Here is a 14,989-nt window from a genome sequence, read left to right as displayed (position 1 = left end):
TCTTTTCACAATGACTAAAGCCAAAACGCTCGTTTCGAGCATCGCGTTTGCATGCCTTTTTTCCACCGGCCTGACGACTCTTGCGGTCGCGGCCGAATGCTCCGGCACGATCAAGGTGCTGGCCCAGCCGCGCGACGGGCTGACGCTTCTTGAGGACTACAAGTCCGAATTCGAGAAGCTATCCGGCGGCGCATCCTTCGAGATCGACTATCTCAACGAAAACGATCGGCGCGCCAAGACCAAGGCCGACGCCTCGACCATCGGCAAATACAACGTCTACTACATCGACGAAGCCAATGTGGCGCTGTTTGCGTCGGCCGGCTGGGTCGCGCCGCTGACGGATTATTATCCGGCGGAATACGACTACGCCGATTTCGATCCGGGCCGGCAGAAGGTTGCCACCTATGACGGCAAGGTCTGGTTTGCGCCGGTCACCGGCGGCGGCGACCTGATGGTCTACCGCAAGGACCTGCTCGAGGCAGCTGGCATTACGCCGCCGAAGACGCTCGATGAATATGTTGCCGCAGTGAAGAAGCTCAACCAGCCCGACCAGGGCATCTACGGCACGGCCCTTCGCGGCCAGCGCGGTTCGGGCGCCAATGTCTGGCGCTGGATGCCATTCTTCAAGGGCTTTGGCGGCAACTGGTTCGACGGCAAGACGCCGGTTTTTGACGGCGAACAGGCGGTCAAGGCGACCGAGACCTATCTCGAACTCTTCAAGTACTCGGCACCGGGCAGCCAGACCGGCGGCTGGGACGAAGCGGTTGGTGCATTTACCTCCGGCCAGGTGGCGATGCTGATCGAATCCACGCCGCTCGTCGGCATGGCGATCGATCCGAAGTCCTCGAAGGTGGCCGGCAAGGTCGGCTATCTGCCGCCTCCGGCACCGCTGACGGGCGGCGGCTACGGCCATGGTCTCGCGATCGGCATGAAGGCCAACAAGGATGAGGCCTCCAAGGCCTGCGCCGGTCTGTTCGTCGCTTGGGCGACCTCGAAGGAAAACGAGGCCCGGCGGCTCGAAGCTGGACAGTTTAGCGAACTCAATCGCACCAGCATCATGACCAGCCCGAAATTCGCCGAACTCTACGGCCCCGATCTCGGCCAGGCGCTCGCCGATACCGGCAAGGTCACCGCCGTCAACTTCTGGCAGAACCCGCAATGGCCTGATCTTGGCGACCGCTGGGGCATCATCCTCGAGGAGCTGATCACCGGAACGCGCACCGACATCAAGGAAGGCCTCGACGAGCTCGACGGCTTTGCCAAGGACTTGGTTGCCCGCAGCCAGTAACCGTTCCTCCCAGGGCCATCGGCAGGCGGAAAGCCGGTCGGTGGCCCACCGCACCATCGGTGGCGCGTTTCGCGTTCAGCCGCAGGACGTCATGACATGAGCCAAAAAAACAACCTGCCGGCGGTGTTCCTCACCCCGGCCATGGGGATCCTCGCCGTTCTCGCCCTCGTGCCGACGGCTTATGCGATCTACATTTCCTTCCAGAACCGGGAGCTCAGTCGTCCCGACGGCAATCTTATCGGCTTTGCCAACTACATCGACCTGTTCTCGGATCGGCGCTTCATCAACGCCATCGGCGTCTCTCTTACCTGGGAAGCGGTGACCGTCGGCATGACGCTCCTGATCGCCGTCGGCCTTGGCATCCTGCTGTTCGAATGCGTCTCGCCGCGCACGCGCAATCTGCTGGCGCTTCTGTTTCTGGTGCCGGTCATCCTGCCGCGGGTATCGGCCGCCTTCGTCTGGAAGTTCGCCTTCCATCCGCTCTATGGCATCGCCACCTACCCCTACAAGGCGATTACTGGCCAGCCGCTCGACCTGCTCTCCAATCCGGCGACGGCACTTGCGACCGTTGCGCTAGTGGACGTCTGGCAATGGGGCCTGTTCTTCGCTGTCATCGTTCTGAAACTGCTGGAGACTTTGCCACCGCAGCCGTTCGAGGCCGCAAAACTCGACCATGCTCGGACCTGGGAGATCTATGCCTTCATCGCGCTGCCGATGCTGAAGGCGCCGCTGATCTCGCTTGCCTTCGTCAAGATGATCGAGTCGCTGCGCGCCTTCGACCTGATCTACGTCATGACCCGCGGCGGCCCCGGCATCTCAACCGAAACGCTCGACATGTACGCCTTCTCGCAAGGCTTCATCGAGTCCGGCCGCATCTCCTATGCCTCCAGCATGGCGGTTCTGATGATGATCGCCACCTCGATCGCCTTCACCTTCATCTGGAAGAGGGTTCAGTGATGACCGCTCACACCATTGGCCGTCTCATCGGCCGGCTGATCCTTGGCCTCGCCGCCTTCTCCGCCGTCTTCCCGATGGTCTGGACGACACTCAACGCCTTCAAGAACCGCGTCGACATCGTCACCCCGACACCGCTCTTCATCTTCGAGCCAACGCTCGACAACTTCGCCTATGTGCTCGGTCGCGAAAGCGTCTTTGCCGGCCTCGTCAATTCGCTGCTGATATCGGCCGCCGCGGTGCTGATCGGTGCCGTCCTCGGCCTGCCGGCCGCCTATGCGATCGCGCGCTATCCCAACCGCTGGTCCCGCGACATTCAGTTCTTCGTACTGTCGCTGCGCTTCCTGCCGCCGGTAGCGATCGCCATTCCGCTGATGGTGATCTGGCTCGATTTCGGGCTTTATGACACGCGCCTGTCGATGATCGTCACCTATTCGCTGCTGACGCTCGCGACCATCATCTGGCTGAGTGTTCCGGCCTTTGCGCGGGTGCCGAAGGAAGTCGAGGAGGCTGCCCGCGTCGATGGCTACGGTCCTTATGCGATCTTCTTCCTTATCGCGCTGCCGATTGCCCTTCGGTCGCTGATCGGCGCTGTCGCCTTTGCCTTCGTGCTCGTCTGGAACGAATTCCTGATTGCGTTGATGCTGACGACGTCCGACGCCAAGACGTTGCCGATCGTCGCCTCGGAGCTGACGCAGCTCGGTCGCGACGTGCCCTGGGGCATCCTCAACGCATCCGTCGTGCTGCTCTCCATCCCGCCGCTGCTCTTCATCGGGGTTCTAAGCGGCATGCTCAACAGCGCCTTCAAGCGCAAGACCCAATGAATCCCAAGACTGAAAAAACAAGGAAATTCTTCATGCAAGCGTTGGTCCTCGAGCAAAAAGGCAAGCTCGCAATCCGGGAGATCGATCTCCCGCTGGAACTTGGTCCCGATGATGTCAAGATCGCCATCCACACGGTCGGCGTCTGCGGCAGCGACGTGCACTACTACACCCACGGCGCCATCGGCCCCTATGTGGTGCGCGAACCGATGGTGCTCGGGCATGAGGCGGCCGGCACCGTCGTCGCAGTCGGCAGCAATGTCGAAACGCTCGACGTCGGCGACCGCGTCTGCATGGAGCCGGGTGTTCCGGAACTGACCTCCCGCGCTTCCAAGCTCGGCATCTACAATGTCGACCCCAAGGTGCGCTTCTGGGCGACGCCGCCGGTGCATGGGGTGCTGGCGCCCTTCGTCATCCACCCGGCCGCCTTCACCTACAAGCTCCCTGATAATGTCTCCTTTGCCGAGGGTGCCATGGTCGAACCCTTCGCGATCGGCATGCAGGCGGCCGCCCGCGCCCGGATCGTGCCCGGCGATGTCGCGGCCGTGATCGGCTGTGGCCCGATCGGCATCATGGTTGCGCTCGCCGCCCTTGCCGGCGGCTGCAGCCGCGTCTTCATTTCCGATTTCAGTGCCGAAAAACTGGCGATCGCCGCGCAATATCCCGGCATCACCCCGGTCAACATTGCCGAAGGTTCTCTTGTCGATGTGATTTCCGCCGAGACGGACGGCTGGGGCGCGGACGTCGTCTTTGAAGCGAGCGGCAGCGCAAAGGCATTCTCCGGCATCTTCAACCTGGTACGCCCGGGCGGTGCCATCGTGCTGGTCGGGCTGCCGGTCGAAGCCGTTCAGTTCGACGTGCCCGGCGCGATCTCGAAGGAGGTCCGCATCGAAACGGTGTTTCGCTATGCCAACATCTTCGATCGGGCGCTGCAACTGATCGCTTCGGGCAAGGTCGACCTGAAGCCGCTGATCACCGAGACGTTCCGCTTCAAGGACAGCATCAAGGCTTTCGAGCGAGCCGCCTCGGCGCGACCGACCGATATCAAGCTGCAGATCATCATGGACAGTGGGAAGGATTGAGCCATGGCGAACATCGTCTGCTCCGGCGTCGACAAACAATACGGCGCCGTGGATGTGATCAGGGATTTCAACCTCGATGTCGCCGATCACGAATTCATCGTATTTCTCGGGCCGTCGGGCTGCGGCAAGTCCACGCTTCTGCGCATGATCGCCGGACTTGAGGACATTTCCGGCGGCACCGTGTCGATCGGCGGGCGGGCGGTCAACGACCTGCCGCCGCGCGACCGCGGCGTTGCCATGGTCTTCCAGAACTATGCGCTCTATCCGCATATGACGATCTACGACAACATCGCCTTCGGGCTGAAGCGCATGAAGGTACCGAAGGCGGAAATCGATACGCGCATTCGCGCTGTTTCGGCAACGCTCGGCCTCGAGCCCTATCTCGCCCGCAAGCCGACCGAGCTGTCCGGCGGGCAGCAGCAGCGCGTCGCGATCGCCCGCGCCATGATCAAGACGCCGCGCGTCTTCCTCTTCGACGAGCCGCTCTCCAATCTCGACGCGAAGCTGCGCAATCACATGCGCGTCGAGATCGCGCGGCTGCACCAGAAGCTGAAGACCACGACGATCTATGTGACGCACGACCAGCTGGAGGCGATGACGCTCGCCGATCGGATCGTCTTGATGAAGGGCGGCGCGATCGAACAGGTCGGCACCCCCGCAGAGATCTACGAGCGGCCGCGCACGCTCTTCGTCGCCGGCTTCATCGGCACGCCCAACATGAACTTCATCGACGTCACGGCCGAAAGGACCGAAGGTGCATGGTTGCTGCGCAGCGCCGGCGGCAACTTCGTCGTTCCGAATGAAAAGTTCAGCCTGCGCCATGGTCAGCAGCTGGTGCTCGGTGTTCGCCCGGCCGACCTGCAACCAACAGCGACCGCTTCAGGCTGCCTCTCCGGCATTGCCGATCTCGTCGAATTTCACGGCAACGACGCTCTGGTGACCTTCGCGTTTGCCGACAAGGAGATCGGTGCTCTGGTCAAGGCCAGCGTCTGCCCGAATCCTGGGGAGGCCGTCTCTTTCGAGTTCGGGCCGGAAAGCATGCACCTGTTCGATCGGGAAAGCGGATTGTCCTTGCGAAAGCCGTAAGGCCCCGCTCCCCCAGGACACACGATCAGCCCGCTGCCTTGGCCCGGCTGTCGCCGTTTCCGTTATCAGAACCAAGTTCGCCACCGTCAGAAGGACTAGCGAGCGAGGCAGCCGGGAGCGGCCCGGCTGTCATCATCGTAAAATCGAAGGGTGCGCGAACATCGGCGTCGAGCACGTATTGGCGATGGACGCGCAGGAAGTCGCGCTTGATCCGGCGATAGCGCTCGGGCGACAGCATGTGCTTGAGCCGGATGAAGACGATGGGCGGTTGCGGCGCGTCCTTGTGTCCGGCAAGTGCCACGACCTGGCATCTGTAGAAATTGATCGCATCGGTCAGGCATTGGACATCGAACCAGAAGATATCCTTGACCCGGGCGATGGCACCGACACGCGCGCGCAAGACCTCGGCCGAGCGCAGCAGCGCACATTGCAGGATCGCGCCGCCGAGCGTGACGAAGACGACGCGTTTTCCCGTAAACAGGTCCGGTTCCCGCTCCACCAAGGTGCCGATAACCTGGGTGGCGATGCTGGAGCCCATGCTATGGGAGCTGATGACATACTCGTCGGCCGGCTCGCTGAGAGCAGCGCGCACGGACGCCAGCTTGTCCTCAACCCATTGCTTTACATAGGGTTTTTCCAGACTGGCGACGGCAACGGCCAGTTCCCAGTCGGAAAAGAGGTGCAGGGTGTGCCACCTGTCCGACCAGGGCAGGAACAGCCTGAAGAAGGCCAGGTAGGCGGCAATTGCGCTCACGACCAGAAGCGATGACTCAAGCGCGAGCCAATAGGGCGCGGTGCCGATCAACAGGCTCACGACGAGCCCGATTGCCACCAGCAGGAACGGAAAGAGAAAGAACAGGCCGAACCGCCAGGCATGCCGAAAATAGCCGAATGCTCCGCCTTCCCAGACGACACGCGCGGCGCTCAGGTAGCCGGCGACCATTCTATGCGACGTGCGGCGGCCGTTCAGACGCCTGACGATATCGTCGTGATCGAAGATGAAGACCCGGCTGGCCGTTTGCCAATCGGCGCCCTGGCTGTCCACGTCGAAGTAGCGGCCGGTCCCCTCGATCTGCACCGGCCCGACCTCAACATTAAAATCCTGGAGTTTCGCGGTCTTTGCCGCCGATCGCTTGTAGCGCGCCTGATGCTTGACGGCATCCAGCGGCTCGAAGCCGGGAAAGTGCAGCACAATGCGCTTCTTGACGTGCCCAGTCGATTTGTCGTGTGACAAGTGGTGATCTTTCAATAGGCGCAAAACGCCCGCCCCGGATCTCCGAAGAGACGCGCGGAGCGGGCGCTCGTGAGCGCCAGGTGGTCCCAGCCTGCCGGAGACCTCAGCGATCTCGGTGTCGAGAATATGGCCAAACGAACCGATCCGATGGCGGGTCCGACATTTTCGATCGCGCCAATCGTCCCGCCGTGCCAGGAGCGCCGTTCGACGCGAACCGCGGTGGCGGTCGGCAATTGCGACGCACGGAGCCGGACTTTGGTCCTAGAGGAATCCGACGATTGTCCGGCCGCTGCCGGGGAAAGGTCCGGGAAGGCGCCGCCGGTGCAGACGCACGTTGACTGGCCATGCCGGCCATGAGCAAAGTCGAGCTGCCGGTATCCGCCGGAACGCGTCCGCCCGCGTGTCGCGACCATCGCCAGAGGACTGAAATGGCCAACTGCCGAATTTTTCTTGCTGCATCCTTCTGTTCGGCGGTCCTCCTGGCAACCACCCTTCCCTACAAGCTCGACCTGACGCCCGCAGGCCTGTCGATCACCGAGACGGCTGCCTTTGCCAAGAACGGCGGTGGCAGCGGCGGCGGCAACGGCGGGAATGGGGGCAACAGCGGCGGGAACAGTGGCGGCAATAGCGGTGGCAATAGCGGTGGGAACGGCGGCGGAAATGGCAGTGGCAACGGGAAAGGGAGTGCCAACGATAACCGCTCCGGCGGGAACTCCAAGGCCTCACGCACCAGCAAAGACGCCGTCGATGATGAAGGCGACAGCGAAACCGGCATCCGCCACAAGGGCGGCATAACCGAGCAAGTCAGGAAGGGGCGCTATATCATGAAGGACGCCCGCGGACGGACGATCATCAACCGGCGCGCGACGGCGGCCGACAAGCAGCGCATGCAGACCTTCGCGCATTAGAGCCTCTTTCAGGTCGCTGCTGCTCGTCAGGCGTTTGACTGCACGCATGGCGTTGGCGCGCCCTTCGCACGATCATCCCAAGCCGCCACCGGGCACGGAACGATGGCCCGTCGCCAAAGGCCGGCGACGGCTAATCCACGGTTTCGATCGATGTTCGGGGCTTACAGCTCGCGCGCGTCGCGCAGCACCATCGCCGCTTCGGTGCGGTTGGCGACACCCAGCTTCGTCATGATCTGCGTCATGTGATGTTTCACGGTCTTTTCCTGCAAGTCCAGCTCGATCGCCACATGCTTGTTGCTCATGCCCGCCGCCACCAGCTGCAGGACTTCCTTCTCGCGGGGCGTCAGGCTCGCGATCAGACCGGATTTCCCAGGCGGCGCCGGCACTTTGGGAGACAAAAGCTTGGCCGACAGGGTCGGCGCCACGTAGCGCTCGCCCGACGCCACGGTGCGAATGACCTCGGCGAGCGCGGTTGCGCCGACCCCCTTCAGCACATAGCCGGTGGCGCCCCGGTCGAGCGCCGTGGTCACATCGTCTCCATCTTCGGAAACGGTCAGCATGATGATCCTCTGCCCCGGGGCGAGCTCCAGGATCGCCGGTATCGCTTCCAGCCCGCCGCCCGGCATGGAGATGTCCATGAGCATGACATCCGGCCCGAGGCTCTGCGCTATCTCGATCGCATCGTCCTTCGAACTGCCCTCGGCGACGATCTCGAAGCCGTCGATCTCCGACAGGCTGCGGGTCACGCCTTCGCGAAACAGAGGATGATCGTCGACCACCGCAACGCGTATCCTTGCCACCATGATTGTCAGATCTCCTTGACGCTGGTCGTCATGCGAACGGTGGTGCCGGTCGCGGCCACGATGACCTCAAATGTTCCGCCGAGACTTTCGATCCGTTCCCTGAGGCCGGCAAGACCAAGACTTGTGGGCGGAACTTTGTCCGGATCAAAACCCGGACCGCCATCGGCAACCTCGATCGTGACGCGATCGCCGACGATCCGTTGCGAGACCCGCTGTCCCACGCCGCCCGCATGCCGATAGCCGTTGTTGAGGGTTTCCTGCACGAAGCGGTAGATGCAGATCTTCGCCGCCTGCGAGAGACGATCAGGAGGGTTGGTCAGATGGAGTTCGACCGAGGACCCCGTCCGCTGCTGATGAGCCTTTACGCAACGCTGCAGGATTTCGGCGAGACCGGCCGTCTCGATCTGCGGCAGGACCAGGCCACCGCAGATCGTGCGGATTTCCTGCATCGCCTCGTCCAGGCTCGCCTTGATCGCACCAATTTCGCGCTCGCGTGTGGCCGCTGGGGTTGCAGCCCGCTTCAAGGTCTCGCTCCCCAGCCTCAGCGAGGCATAGGCGACGAGCTGGGCGGGGCCATCGTGCAGATCCGCACCGATGCGCCTCAGATAGCTTTCGTTCAACGCGGTGGCGCGCTGCGACGCACGTTGGAGCCGGCCGCGCAACGTTTCGTTCTGCGCAAGCGATGCCGAAAGCTCGTCGACGCGTTGCGCCAGCGCATGGCGCTGGCTTTCGATCGTCTTGCTGCCGCGAAGCACGATCGCCGACAGCACGACAAAGAAGGCGAGCGTGAAGGCTGCTACGGCCAACCAGGTGTGCGTGCGGGCCTGATTGAGACTTTGCTGAAAATCATTGGCGACTTCATGAAATTCCGACACCGCAACCACCTGCCCCGACCAGGGCTGCAGCACGGGATTGTAGATCGCAAGCGCCGGCACGCCCGCCCCCTTTTCAGCTGCGACATCCCCTTCCTGGTCGAACCGCGCGACCATCCTTCCGGAGAAGGCCGTCTGCAGTTCGCCGCTGAGTTCGACCTTCGTGCCGACAGCGGCCTGGTCGCTCGCATAGAGGAGCGTGCCGTCCGCACGCCAGAGCCGGAACGAGAGGAGCCGTTCGCCCAGCGCTCCCTGGCCAAGGGTCTCGTCCAGTGCACGAGCGACCGTTTCGTCGAGCACCTCGTTCGTCTGCATGTCGGGCAGCAGCGGCGCGATCACGCTGTCGACGTAGAGCGCCGTCGTCGCAGCGGAGTTTCGCGTGACCGCATCTTCAATCCTGTCGGAAACGAAGGCACCCACCAACACCATGGCAAAGGCCGCGACCGCTCCTCCGATCAGCAGGAACTGCCTGGCAAGGGATTGCGAATTCCAGCGGGTAATGAGTCGATGAATGCGCACCAGGTCTCTCGGATCGGGCCGCCGGCTCGTGCGGCGCGACGATTGTAGCAAGGCCGCGCCAACCTAACCACTCTCATGACAGGGTCAATGACACCGCCATCTCCCCCGCCGTCTTCGGACCTTTGACCCGTGGAAATAGGACCTAGGTCCTAGGCGAAAAGGCAATGGTCGGGGACCGATGGCGCCGCTGCGGAGGCGCAGATATCGTCCTCGCATCGAATGTCGTTCCTCCATCCGTAAGCAAATGAGAACGACTGGTTGGAAATGAGGAGATATCTATGCCTGTGACGAAGCTGATCGCCCGGAGCATCATGGCCTTGACGCTGGCCGTTGCGCCAGTGGCCGCCGGTACCTTGGGGCTGATCGATTCCGCCTACGCCAAGGACGGCAACGGCGGCGGTGGTGGTAATGGTGGTGGCAATGGTGGCGGTGGCGGCAACGGTGGCGGCAATGGCGGCAGCCACGGTGGCGGTTCCAGTCACGGCAAGTCCGACAGCGCCCGCGGAAGCAAGGATACGAAGACCGGCAAGTCCAGCGGAAAGTCGCAGCACAGATCCGGGACCTCCGGCAGCAAGACCAAGGCAACGAAGGCGACCAAGGCAGCCAAGTCGGCAAAAGTCGAGAAACCCGCCAAATCGGTCGCGGTCGTATCGGCCCCGGTGGTCGATCCAGTGGTCGATCCCGTGGTGGCGCCCGGGTCTAAGCGAGGGTTCAGCTCACTCAACCGCAATTACCACGCCTATCTCAATTCGAACGATCCGAAGATGGCGGCAGTCTCCGCCTACGCAATCGCCTATGCGCAGTTCGAGGCGGAAAACGGCGTTGACGCCATCCCGGCCGACCCGGCGCTGAGCGACGAAGCGTTGCGCGAGGCGCTTGCGGGCTTCACCAAGGACGGCGTGGTAACCGACGACATGCTCGCGGAAGCCAAAGGGATCCTCGGTGTAGGTCCGACGGTCGGCAAGATCGACGAAATCCGCAACACGCTGCCCGCGCCGACCGTGGTTGTGGTCGAACCGGAGCCCGAGATCGCCCAGTAATCGACAGGTGGCCGCCGGCGCTCCTTCCGGGCGCCGGCGGCCACAGCAGGACCGCGTCCCATCCCATGGAGTTTAAATGTTTGATCGTGTTGTGGAAGTCTTCGATCACGCAGCCAGAGAAGGACGCGTCGGCTTTTCACTGCAACACGTCAATTCGGTCGCCGATGTCGGCATTGTCCTCTATTCCGAATGTCTGGGGAGGCTCGTGAGGACGGACGGCGAGATCATGACCGCCAGCGAGTTCATTCGCTATCTGGAGGCGGCCGGTCGCATCGCCGCACTCGACAGGCACATGCTCACGCTGGCCTTCGACTGGCTGGCGCGACACCCGGCGGGTGACCTCGGCTGCAACATCTCGGTCGAGAGTATCTGCGACGAACGCAACAGGGCGCTTCTCCTGGACCTGCTCTCCACCCATCGGTGGATGGCTTCGCGTCTCGTGCTGGAACTCGCCGAGAGCCTGCCGATCACGGCCCTTCCGATGGCCGAGCGTTTCGTGCGAAACGTGCGCGACCTCGGATACCGTGTCGCCGTCGATGACTTCGGAACGGGTTTCTCGACGCCGGAGGCGCTTCTGTCCCTGCCGGTCGACATCGTCAAGATCGACGGGTTCTTCCTGCGTCTTGGACGCGCCGACGCCGAGCGTTTCCTTTCCCACATGGTGGGGCTCGCATCCTGCGTCGCCCCGGTCGTGGTGGTCGAAGGCGTTGAAACCTATGCGCAATTCGAGGCGGCGCAAGCTGCCGGTGCAACCCATGTCCAGGGTTTTCTGCTTTCCGAACCGACGCTCAGCCCGTTGTTCGGCGGCGAACTGCGCCATGCGCCAAACGCGATGCTTTGCTAGCGTACCGTGAGCAATCGCCCGGCTTCGCCTTTATGCTTTCCTGATCTTCCCGCCCCAGCTTCCCAAACGATTCCCTATCCCGATCCGCGCTAGACAAGAGCAAAGCGGCACTGGGCCGATGCCCGCCTGCGGCCACCTGCCATGCTGGTGCCGCTTTTCGATGGCTTGAGACGTCGCGCGCGCCGCACCGGAACATACGGTGCCGCCGCATACATCTTTCCAGTGATCGGCCCGATTTCCGTTGGTGGGATACCGCCTGGCTGCGGGCGCGAACACAGCAAACAGCCCAGACGCTGGCCCGCACCGGCCCATCCCGGTTCGCAAAGCGTCCCATGACGAGCAAGACTTATGAAATTCAGGAACGGGTTCAAACTCTCCTCCAAGACAAGCCGCCGCCTGCCGACGGAATACTTCATGCTGGCGGATGTCGCATTCGAGGGGGCGGTTATCGGCTATCTGGGCGATCGTCCCATACGGGAAGCCGTGCGGGATGGAGATGGCCTTGTCTATCGTTTCGTCGGCGTTGCGCCGCGCCTGATTGGCGGCGGCCTTGACGTGCTGGCACTTCGCTCCGGCGAATGGATCGTGTCGCCAGGCCTGGTCTACGCAGCGGATCCCAAGGTGACGAAGCGGAAAAATGAAACGAACCGCGCCGCCTGAGCGCCCGCGGAGCAGCTTGACCACGCTCGGAACGCCATCAGGCGGCCCTGCCGACGTTTCGTCGGGCGGCTTTCGCCAGTCCCGCCCCTCCCCTGCAATGCCCCTGTAATCTTGGCCCTTTAGCTCCCGGTCAATCAAACGTCACATCGATCCGGATCGCAGTCGTTCCGGACGGGTGACACGTCGACGATCACTGCTGGCATCGCGCGTCCTCTGGACGACGGGCGCTGCAGGAAAACCGGGATCCGCCATGTTCGCCATCAAGGGGTTTCGCACCCTCGCCTGCTTCGCCGCCGCTGCCGCATTTCTGACCGGTTGTGCTTCCGACACGATGAAGACCTATATCGGCCAGCCGGTCGAATCCGTCATCATCGACTATGGTCCGCCGACCAACATCCTCGACCTCGGCTGGAACGAACGGGCCTATCAGTGGCGCAAGATCTCGACGAACGTCGTCTCCGGCACATCCAGCGGTGAAATCAGGGACACCCGGCGCGGAATGCGCTACGAGGAATATTCGACGCCGGGCTATGTCGAGGAACAGGAATGTTTCTATACCTTCTACGCCCGGATGCAGCACGGCCGCTGGTATATCACCAACTTCCGCCAGCCGAAGCTGGAATGCGAATGACGCGTCGGGCGGGCAGGCGAAGTGACGGATCAGCGACCCGCATGGATGCGGGCATGGGAGGAACACCGACATGCGCATCTTGCTGCTGGAAGACGAGCCGGAGATGGCCTCGGCACTCAAGGCCGCCCTGGCGCGGCGCCAGGTGATCGTCGATCACGTCTCGACGCTTGCGGATGCCGAAGCCGTCGCCGAGCTCTGGCCCTATGACGTGGTCGTGCTCGACCGTCGGGTGCCCGATGGCGAAGGGCTGGACCTCATCCCGAAGCTCAGAAGCCTCGGCGTCGAGGCGCCGGTCCTGATGCTGACGGCGCTCGGATCGATCAACGACCGGGTCAGCGGGCTCGATGCCGGTGCCGACGACTATCTTTCCAAGCCTTTTGCGGTCGAGGAATTGATGGCGCGGCTGCGCGCCCTTGTCCGCCGGCCGGTCACGCTCAAGTCGGAGCAGACCAAGGTCGGACGGTTGATCTACGATTTCCGTCATCGCGAGGCGGCCGTGGACGACAAGCCTCTCGACCTCCTGCGCCGGGAACGGCTGGCACTCGAGGCACTGATGCGGCGGCCCGGGCGAACCGTGCTCAGGGCGTCGCTGGAGGAATCCGTCTACGCCATGGAAGACGAGATCGAATCCAACGCGCTCGACTCCCATCTTTCGCGCCTGCGCCGCAAGCTCGACGACGTCGGCGCCGGCGTCGAGATCCGGGCGATCCGCAACCTCGGTTATCTCCTGCGCGCCACGACATGACCAAGGCCCGTCCGCGCTCGCTGCAATGGGTGCTCGTTCGTCGGCTGATCCTTTTGCAGGCAGCCACGTTGTGCGTCTTCATCGGCCTGCTTTTTCTGGCCGTGTTCATCGCCCAGCCGCGTCTCCTCGTCGACAACGAAGCTGCCGCCGATGTCCTCGTCCGCGCCGTCGGGCGCGACGCGACCGGCGCGCTGATCGTGCGCGATACCGAGGAACTGCGCGAGCTTCGCCAATCCTACCCCAATCTCTGGTACGTCGTCCGGGACGGCGCCGGCCAGGTCGTGCACTACGGAAGCGTCCCTGCCCCCTACGAGGAAGCCGGCGATGATCTGCTCCGACGCGTCGAGGGGGCAAAATTGCTCTTCGAGGAAGGCGGAACGTTGCCGGACGCGGTCCTCCAGAATATCGAGACCGAAGCCGGCCGGGTCCAGATCCTTGCCGCGACCGTCTCTTCCCGGCGCGACAATGGGCCCTTGGACGTGCAGATCAGCATCAATGTCGACATGGCACGAGACCTCGACGGCAGGACAGCCTGGATGGAGGTCATGCCGACGCTCGTCCTCGTCGTCCTTTGTTTCCTGTTGCCAATCGTTCTGGTCATGGGCGTCTCCACCCTGCTGACGACGCCGGCCGTCGTGCGCCGCTCGCTCGAAAGCCTCGTCTCGACCGCCGACCAGGCGGGGCGCATCGACATCGACAATCGCGCTGTCCAGCTCGAAACCGAGGAGGTGCCGACCGAAATCGCTCCTCTGGTGCAAGCCTTCAACAGGGCCTTGGCGCGGCTTGGAGAAGGATACGACCAGCGCAACCGCTTCCTGACCGATGCGGCGCATGAGTTGCGCACCCCGATCGCGATCCTGCGGACCCGCGCCGAGCTCTTGCAGGAAGATCCTGAGACCACCCGCCTGAGGTTGGATATCGAGCGCCTTTCGCATCTCGCCCAGCAGCTTCTTGACCGGCAGGTCCTCGAACAGGCCGGCGGACCGGTCGAGACGGTGGACCTCGTTTCTCTCGGGAAGGCGATCGCGGCGGACTTCGCGCCGCTGGCGTTCGAAGCCGGCTACGAGCTGGCATTCGAAGCCGAAGCGCCGGCCGCTTTGGTAGCCGCGCGCCCGCGGCAGATCGAACAGGCTGTCGCCAACCTCCTGCGCAATGCCATCGAACATGGCGGCGGCGCCGGCACCATCACCGTGCTCGTCGATGGCGCCGGCGGGCTCGAAATCCACGACGAAGGTCCCGGCATTCCCGCGGAAGAACGCGAGCGCGTCTTCGAGCCTTTCTATCGATTGCGGCCCCGCTCCACCGGCGCCGGCCTCGGCCTCAATCTCGCCCGCGAGATCGCGCGGCTCCATGGCGGCCGTATCGACATCCTCGCCGGCCCGTGGCGCGGCACCCGGGTGCGCCTGCAATTGCCGCTGATCGACAGGATTCGACCCGCAGCAGCACCGGCAGCTCCAATCGCCTGACAGAACCAGGTGGCCATGCCGCCCAGATTTCTCAAA

The 14,989-nt window shown here is 63.3% G+C and carries 15 protein-coding genes; 12 read left to right on the top strand and 3 right to left on the bottom strand.

What is annotated here, in order from left to right; translation table 11 throughout:
• The first annotated feature begins 10 nt into the window (after positions 1 to 10).
• The 5 genes from C1A35_RS27630 (at position 11) to C1A35_RS27610 (ending at position 5,231) form a co-directional block, all read left to right on the top strand.
• Positions 11 to 1,288, top strand: a complete 1,278-nt coding sequence (locus C1A35_RS27630) for an ABC transporter substrate-binding protein (protein WP_043612246.1) — start codon at positions 11 to 13, stop codon at positions 1,286 to 1,288.
• Positions 1,289 to 1,384: 96 nt separating this feature from the next.
• The gene (locus C1A35_RS27625; RefSeq protein WP_043612248.1) at positions 1,385 to 2,245 is read left to right on the top strand and encodes a carbohydrate ABC transporter permease; all 861 of its coding nucleotides are present in this window, start codon (positions 1,385 to 1,387) and stop codon (positions 2,243 to 2,245) included.
• On the top strand, positions 2,245 to 3,066 hold the full coding sequence (locus C1A35_RS27620) for a carbohydrate ABC transporter permease (protein ID WP_104667435.1): 822 nt from the start codon (positions 2,245 to 2,247) through the stop codon (positions 3,064 to 3,066). Before C1A35_RS27625 ends, C1A35_RS27620 begins: the two co-directional genes overlap by 1 nt.
• A gap of 32 nt (positions 3,067 to 3,098) precedes the next feature.
• Positions 3,099 to 4,145: an NAD(P)-dependent alcohol dehydrogenase gene (locus C1A35_RS27615; protein WP_104667434.1), complete on the top strand. Its 1,047-nt coding sequence runs from the start codon at positions 3,099 to 3,101 to the stop codon at positions 4,143 to 4,145.
• Positions 4,146 to 4,148: 3 nt separating this feature from the next.
• Positions 4,149 to 5,231: an ABC transporter ATP-binding protein gene (locus C1A35_RS27610; RefSeq protein ID WP_104667433.1), complete on the top strand. Its 1,083-nt coding sequence runs from the start codon at positions 4,149 to 4,151 to the stop codon at positions 5,229 to 5,231.
• A 25-nt stretch (positions 5,232 to 5,256) separates the two neighbouring features.
• Here the strand turns inward: C1A35_RS27610 and C1A35_RS27605 are convergent, their stop codons facing one another.
• Positions 5,257 to 6,465: a hypothetical protein gene (locus C1A35_RS27605; protein ID WP_104667432.1), complete on the bottom strand. Its 1,209-nt coding sequence runs from the start codon at positions 6,463 to 6,465 to the stop codon at positions 5,257 to 5,259.
• A gap of 353 nt (positions 6,466 to 6,818) precedes the next feature.
• On the opposite strand from C1A35_RS27605, the gene C1A35_RS27600 reads away from it, so the two are divergent.
• Positions 6,819 to 7,373 carry a hypothetical protein gene (locus C1A35_RS27600; RefSeq protein ID WP_234823035.1) on the top strand — a complete coding sequence of 185 codons (555 nt, stop codon included), beginning with the start codon at positions 6,819 to 6,821 and terminating at the stop codon, positions 7,371 to 7,373.
• A 161-nt stretch (positions 7,374 to 7,534) separates the two neighbouring features.
• On the opposite strand, the gene C1A35_RS27595 is transcribed toward C1A35_RS27600, so the two are convergent.
• Together C1A35_RS27595 and C1A35_RS27590 are read right to left on the bottom strand one after the other, a co-directional pair.
• A complete protein-coding gene (locus C1A35_RS27595; protein ID WP_104667431.1) occupies positions 7,535 to 8,176 on the bottom strand; it encodes a response regulator in 642 nt (213 codons plus the stop codon).
• Positions 8,177 to 8,181: 5 nt separating this feature from the next.
• Positions 8,182 to 9,567, bottom strand: coding sequence for a sensor histidine kinase (locus C1A35_RS27590; protein WP_104667430.1), 1,386 nt, complete (start codon positions 9,565 to 9,567; stop codon positions 8,182 to 8,184).
• Positions 9,568 to 9,845: 278 nt separating this feature from the next.
• On the opposite strand from C1A35_RS27590, the gene C1A35_RS27585 reads away from it, so the two are divergent.
• From C1A35_RS27585 to C1A35_RS27560, 6 genes are all read left to right on the top strand, one after another.
• Positions 9,846 to 10,607, top strand: coding sequence for a hypothetical protein (locus C1A35_RS27585; protein WP_104667429.1), 762 nt, complete (start codon positions 9,846 to 9,848; stop codon positions 10,605 to 10,607).
• Positions 10,608 to 10,683: 76 nt separating this feature from the next.
• Positions 10,684 to 11,451: an EAL domain-containing protein gene (locus C1A35_RS27580; RefSeq protein ID WP_104667428.1), complete on the top strand. Its 768-nt coding sequence runs from the start codon at positions 10,684 to 10,686 to the stop codon at positions 11,449 to 11,451.
• Positions 11,452 to 11,865: 414 nt separating this feature from the next.
• On the top strand, positions 11,866 to 12,111 hold the full coding sequence (locus tag C1A35_RS27575) for a hypothetical protein (RefSeq protein ID WP_234823034.1): 246 nt from the start codon (positions 11,866 to 11,868) through the stop codon (positions 12,109 to 12,111).
• Positions 12,112 to 12,361: 250 nt separating this feature from the next.
• Positions 12,362 to 12,742, top strand: coding sequence for a hypothetical protein (locus C1A35_RS27570; RefSeq protein WP_104667426.1), 381 nt, complete (start codon positions 12,362 to 12,364; stop codon positions 12,740 to 12,742).
• Between the two features lie 70 nt (positions 12,743 to 12,812).
• Positions 12,813 to 13,487: a response regulator transcription factor gene (locus C1A35_RS27565; protein WP_104667425.1), complete on the top strand. Its 675-nt coding sequence runs from the start codon at positions 12,813 to 12,815 to the stop codon at positions 13,485 to 13,487.
• Positions 13,484 to 14,953, top strand: coding sequence for a sensor histidine kinase (locus C1A35_RS27560; RefSeq protein WP_104667424.1), 1,470 nt, complete (start codon positions 13,484 to 13,486; stop codon positions 14,951 to 14,953). Before C1A35_RS27565 ends, C1A35_RS27560 begins: the two co-directional genes overlap by 4 nt.
• The last annotated feature ends 36 nt before the right edge of the window (positions 14,954 to 14,989 follow it).

It is taken from the genome of Ensifer adhaerens, assembly GCF_002940685.1.
Taxonomy (GTDB): domain Bacteria; phylum Pseudomonadota; class Alphaproteobacteria; order Rhizobiales; family Rhizobiaceae; genus Ensifer; species Ensifer adhaerens_E.
The sequence above is the reverse complement of the archived record's forward strand: the minus strand, read 5'-3'. Positions and strand labels throughout refer to the sequence as shown.

Bases quoted from the DNA above. Each gene is read 5' to 3' on its own strand.
- C1A35_RS27630 (WP_043612246.1), top strand. From the start codon at position 11: ATGACTAAAGCCAAAACGCTCGTTTCGAGCATCGCGTTTGCATGCCTT.
- C1A35_RS27625 (WP_043612248.1), top strand. From the start codon at position 1,385: ATGAGCCAAAAAAACAACCTGCCGGCGGTGTTCCTCACCCCGGCCATG.
- C1A35_RS27620 (WP_104667435.1), top strand. From the start codon at position 2,245: ATGACCGCTCACACCATTGGCCGTCTCATCGGCCGGCTGATCCTTGGC.
- C1A35_RS27615 (WP_104667434.1), top strand. From the start codon at position 3,099: ATGCAAGCGTTGGTCCTCGAGCAAAAAGGCAAGCTCGCAATCCGGGAG.
- C1A35_RS27610 (WP_104667433.1), top strand. From the start codon at position 4,149: ATGGCGAACATCGTCTGCTCCGGCGTCGACAAACAATACGGCGCCGTG.
- C1A35_RS27600 (WP_234823035.1), top strand. From the start codon at position 6,819: ATGAGCAAAGTCGAGCTGCCGGTATCCGCCGGAACGCGTCCGCCCGCG.
- C1A35_RS27595 (WP_104667431.1), bottom strand. From the start codon at position 8,176: ATGGTGGCAAGGATACGCGTTGCGGTGGTCGACGATCATCCTCTGTTT.
- C1A35_RS27585 (WP_104667429.1), top strand. From the start codon at position 9,846: ATGCCTGTGACGAAGCTGATCGCCCGGAGCATCATGGCCTTGACGCTG.
- C1A35_RS27580 (WP_104667428.1), top strand. From the start codon at position 10,684: ATGTTTGATCGTGTTGTGGAAGTCTTCGATCACGCAGCCAGAGAAGGA.
- C1A35_RS27575 (WP_234823034.1), top strand. From the start codon at position 11,866: ATGCTGGCGGATGTCGCATTCGAGGGGGCGGTTATCGGCTATCTGGGC.
- C1A35_RS27570 (WP_104667426.1), top strand. From the start codon at position 12,362: ATGTTCGCCATCAAGGGGTTTCGCACCCTCGCCTGCTTCGCCGCCGCT.
- C1A35_RS27565 (WP_104667425.1), top strand. From the start codon at position 12,813: ATGCGCATCTTGCTGCTGGAAGACGAGCCGGAGATGGCCTCGGCACTC.
- C1A35_RS27560 (WP_104667424.1), top strand. From the start codon at position 13,484: ATGACCAAGGCCCGTCCGCGCTCGCTGCAATGGGTGCTCGTTCGTCGG.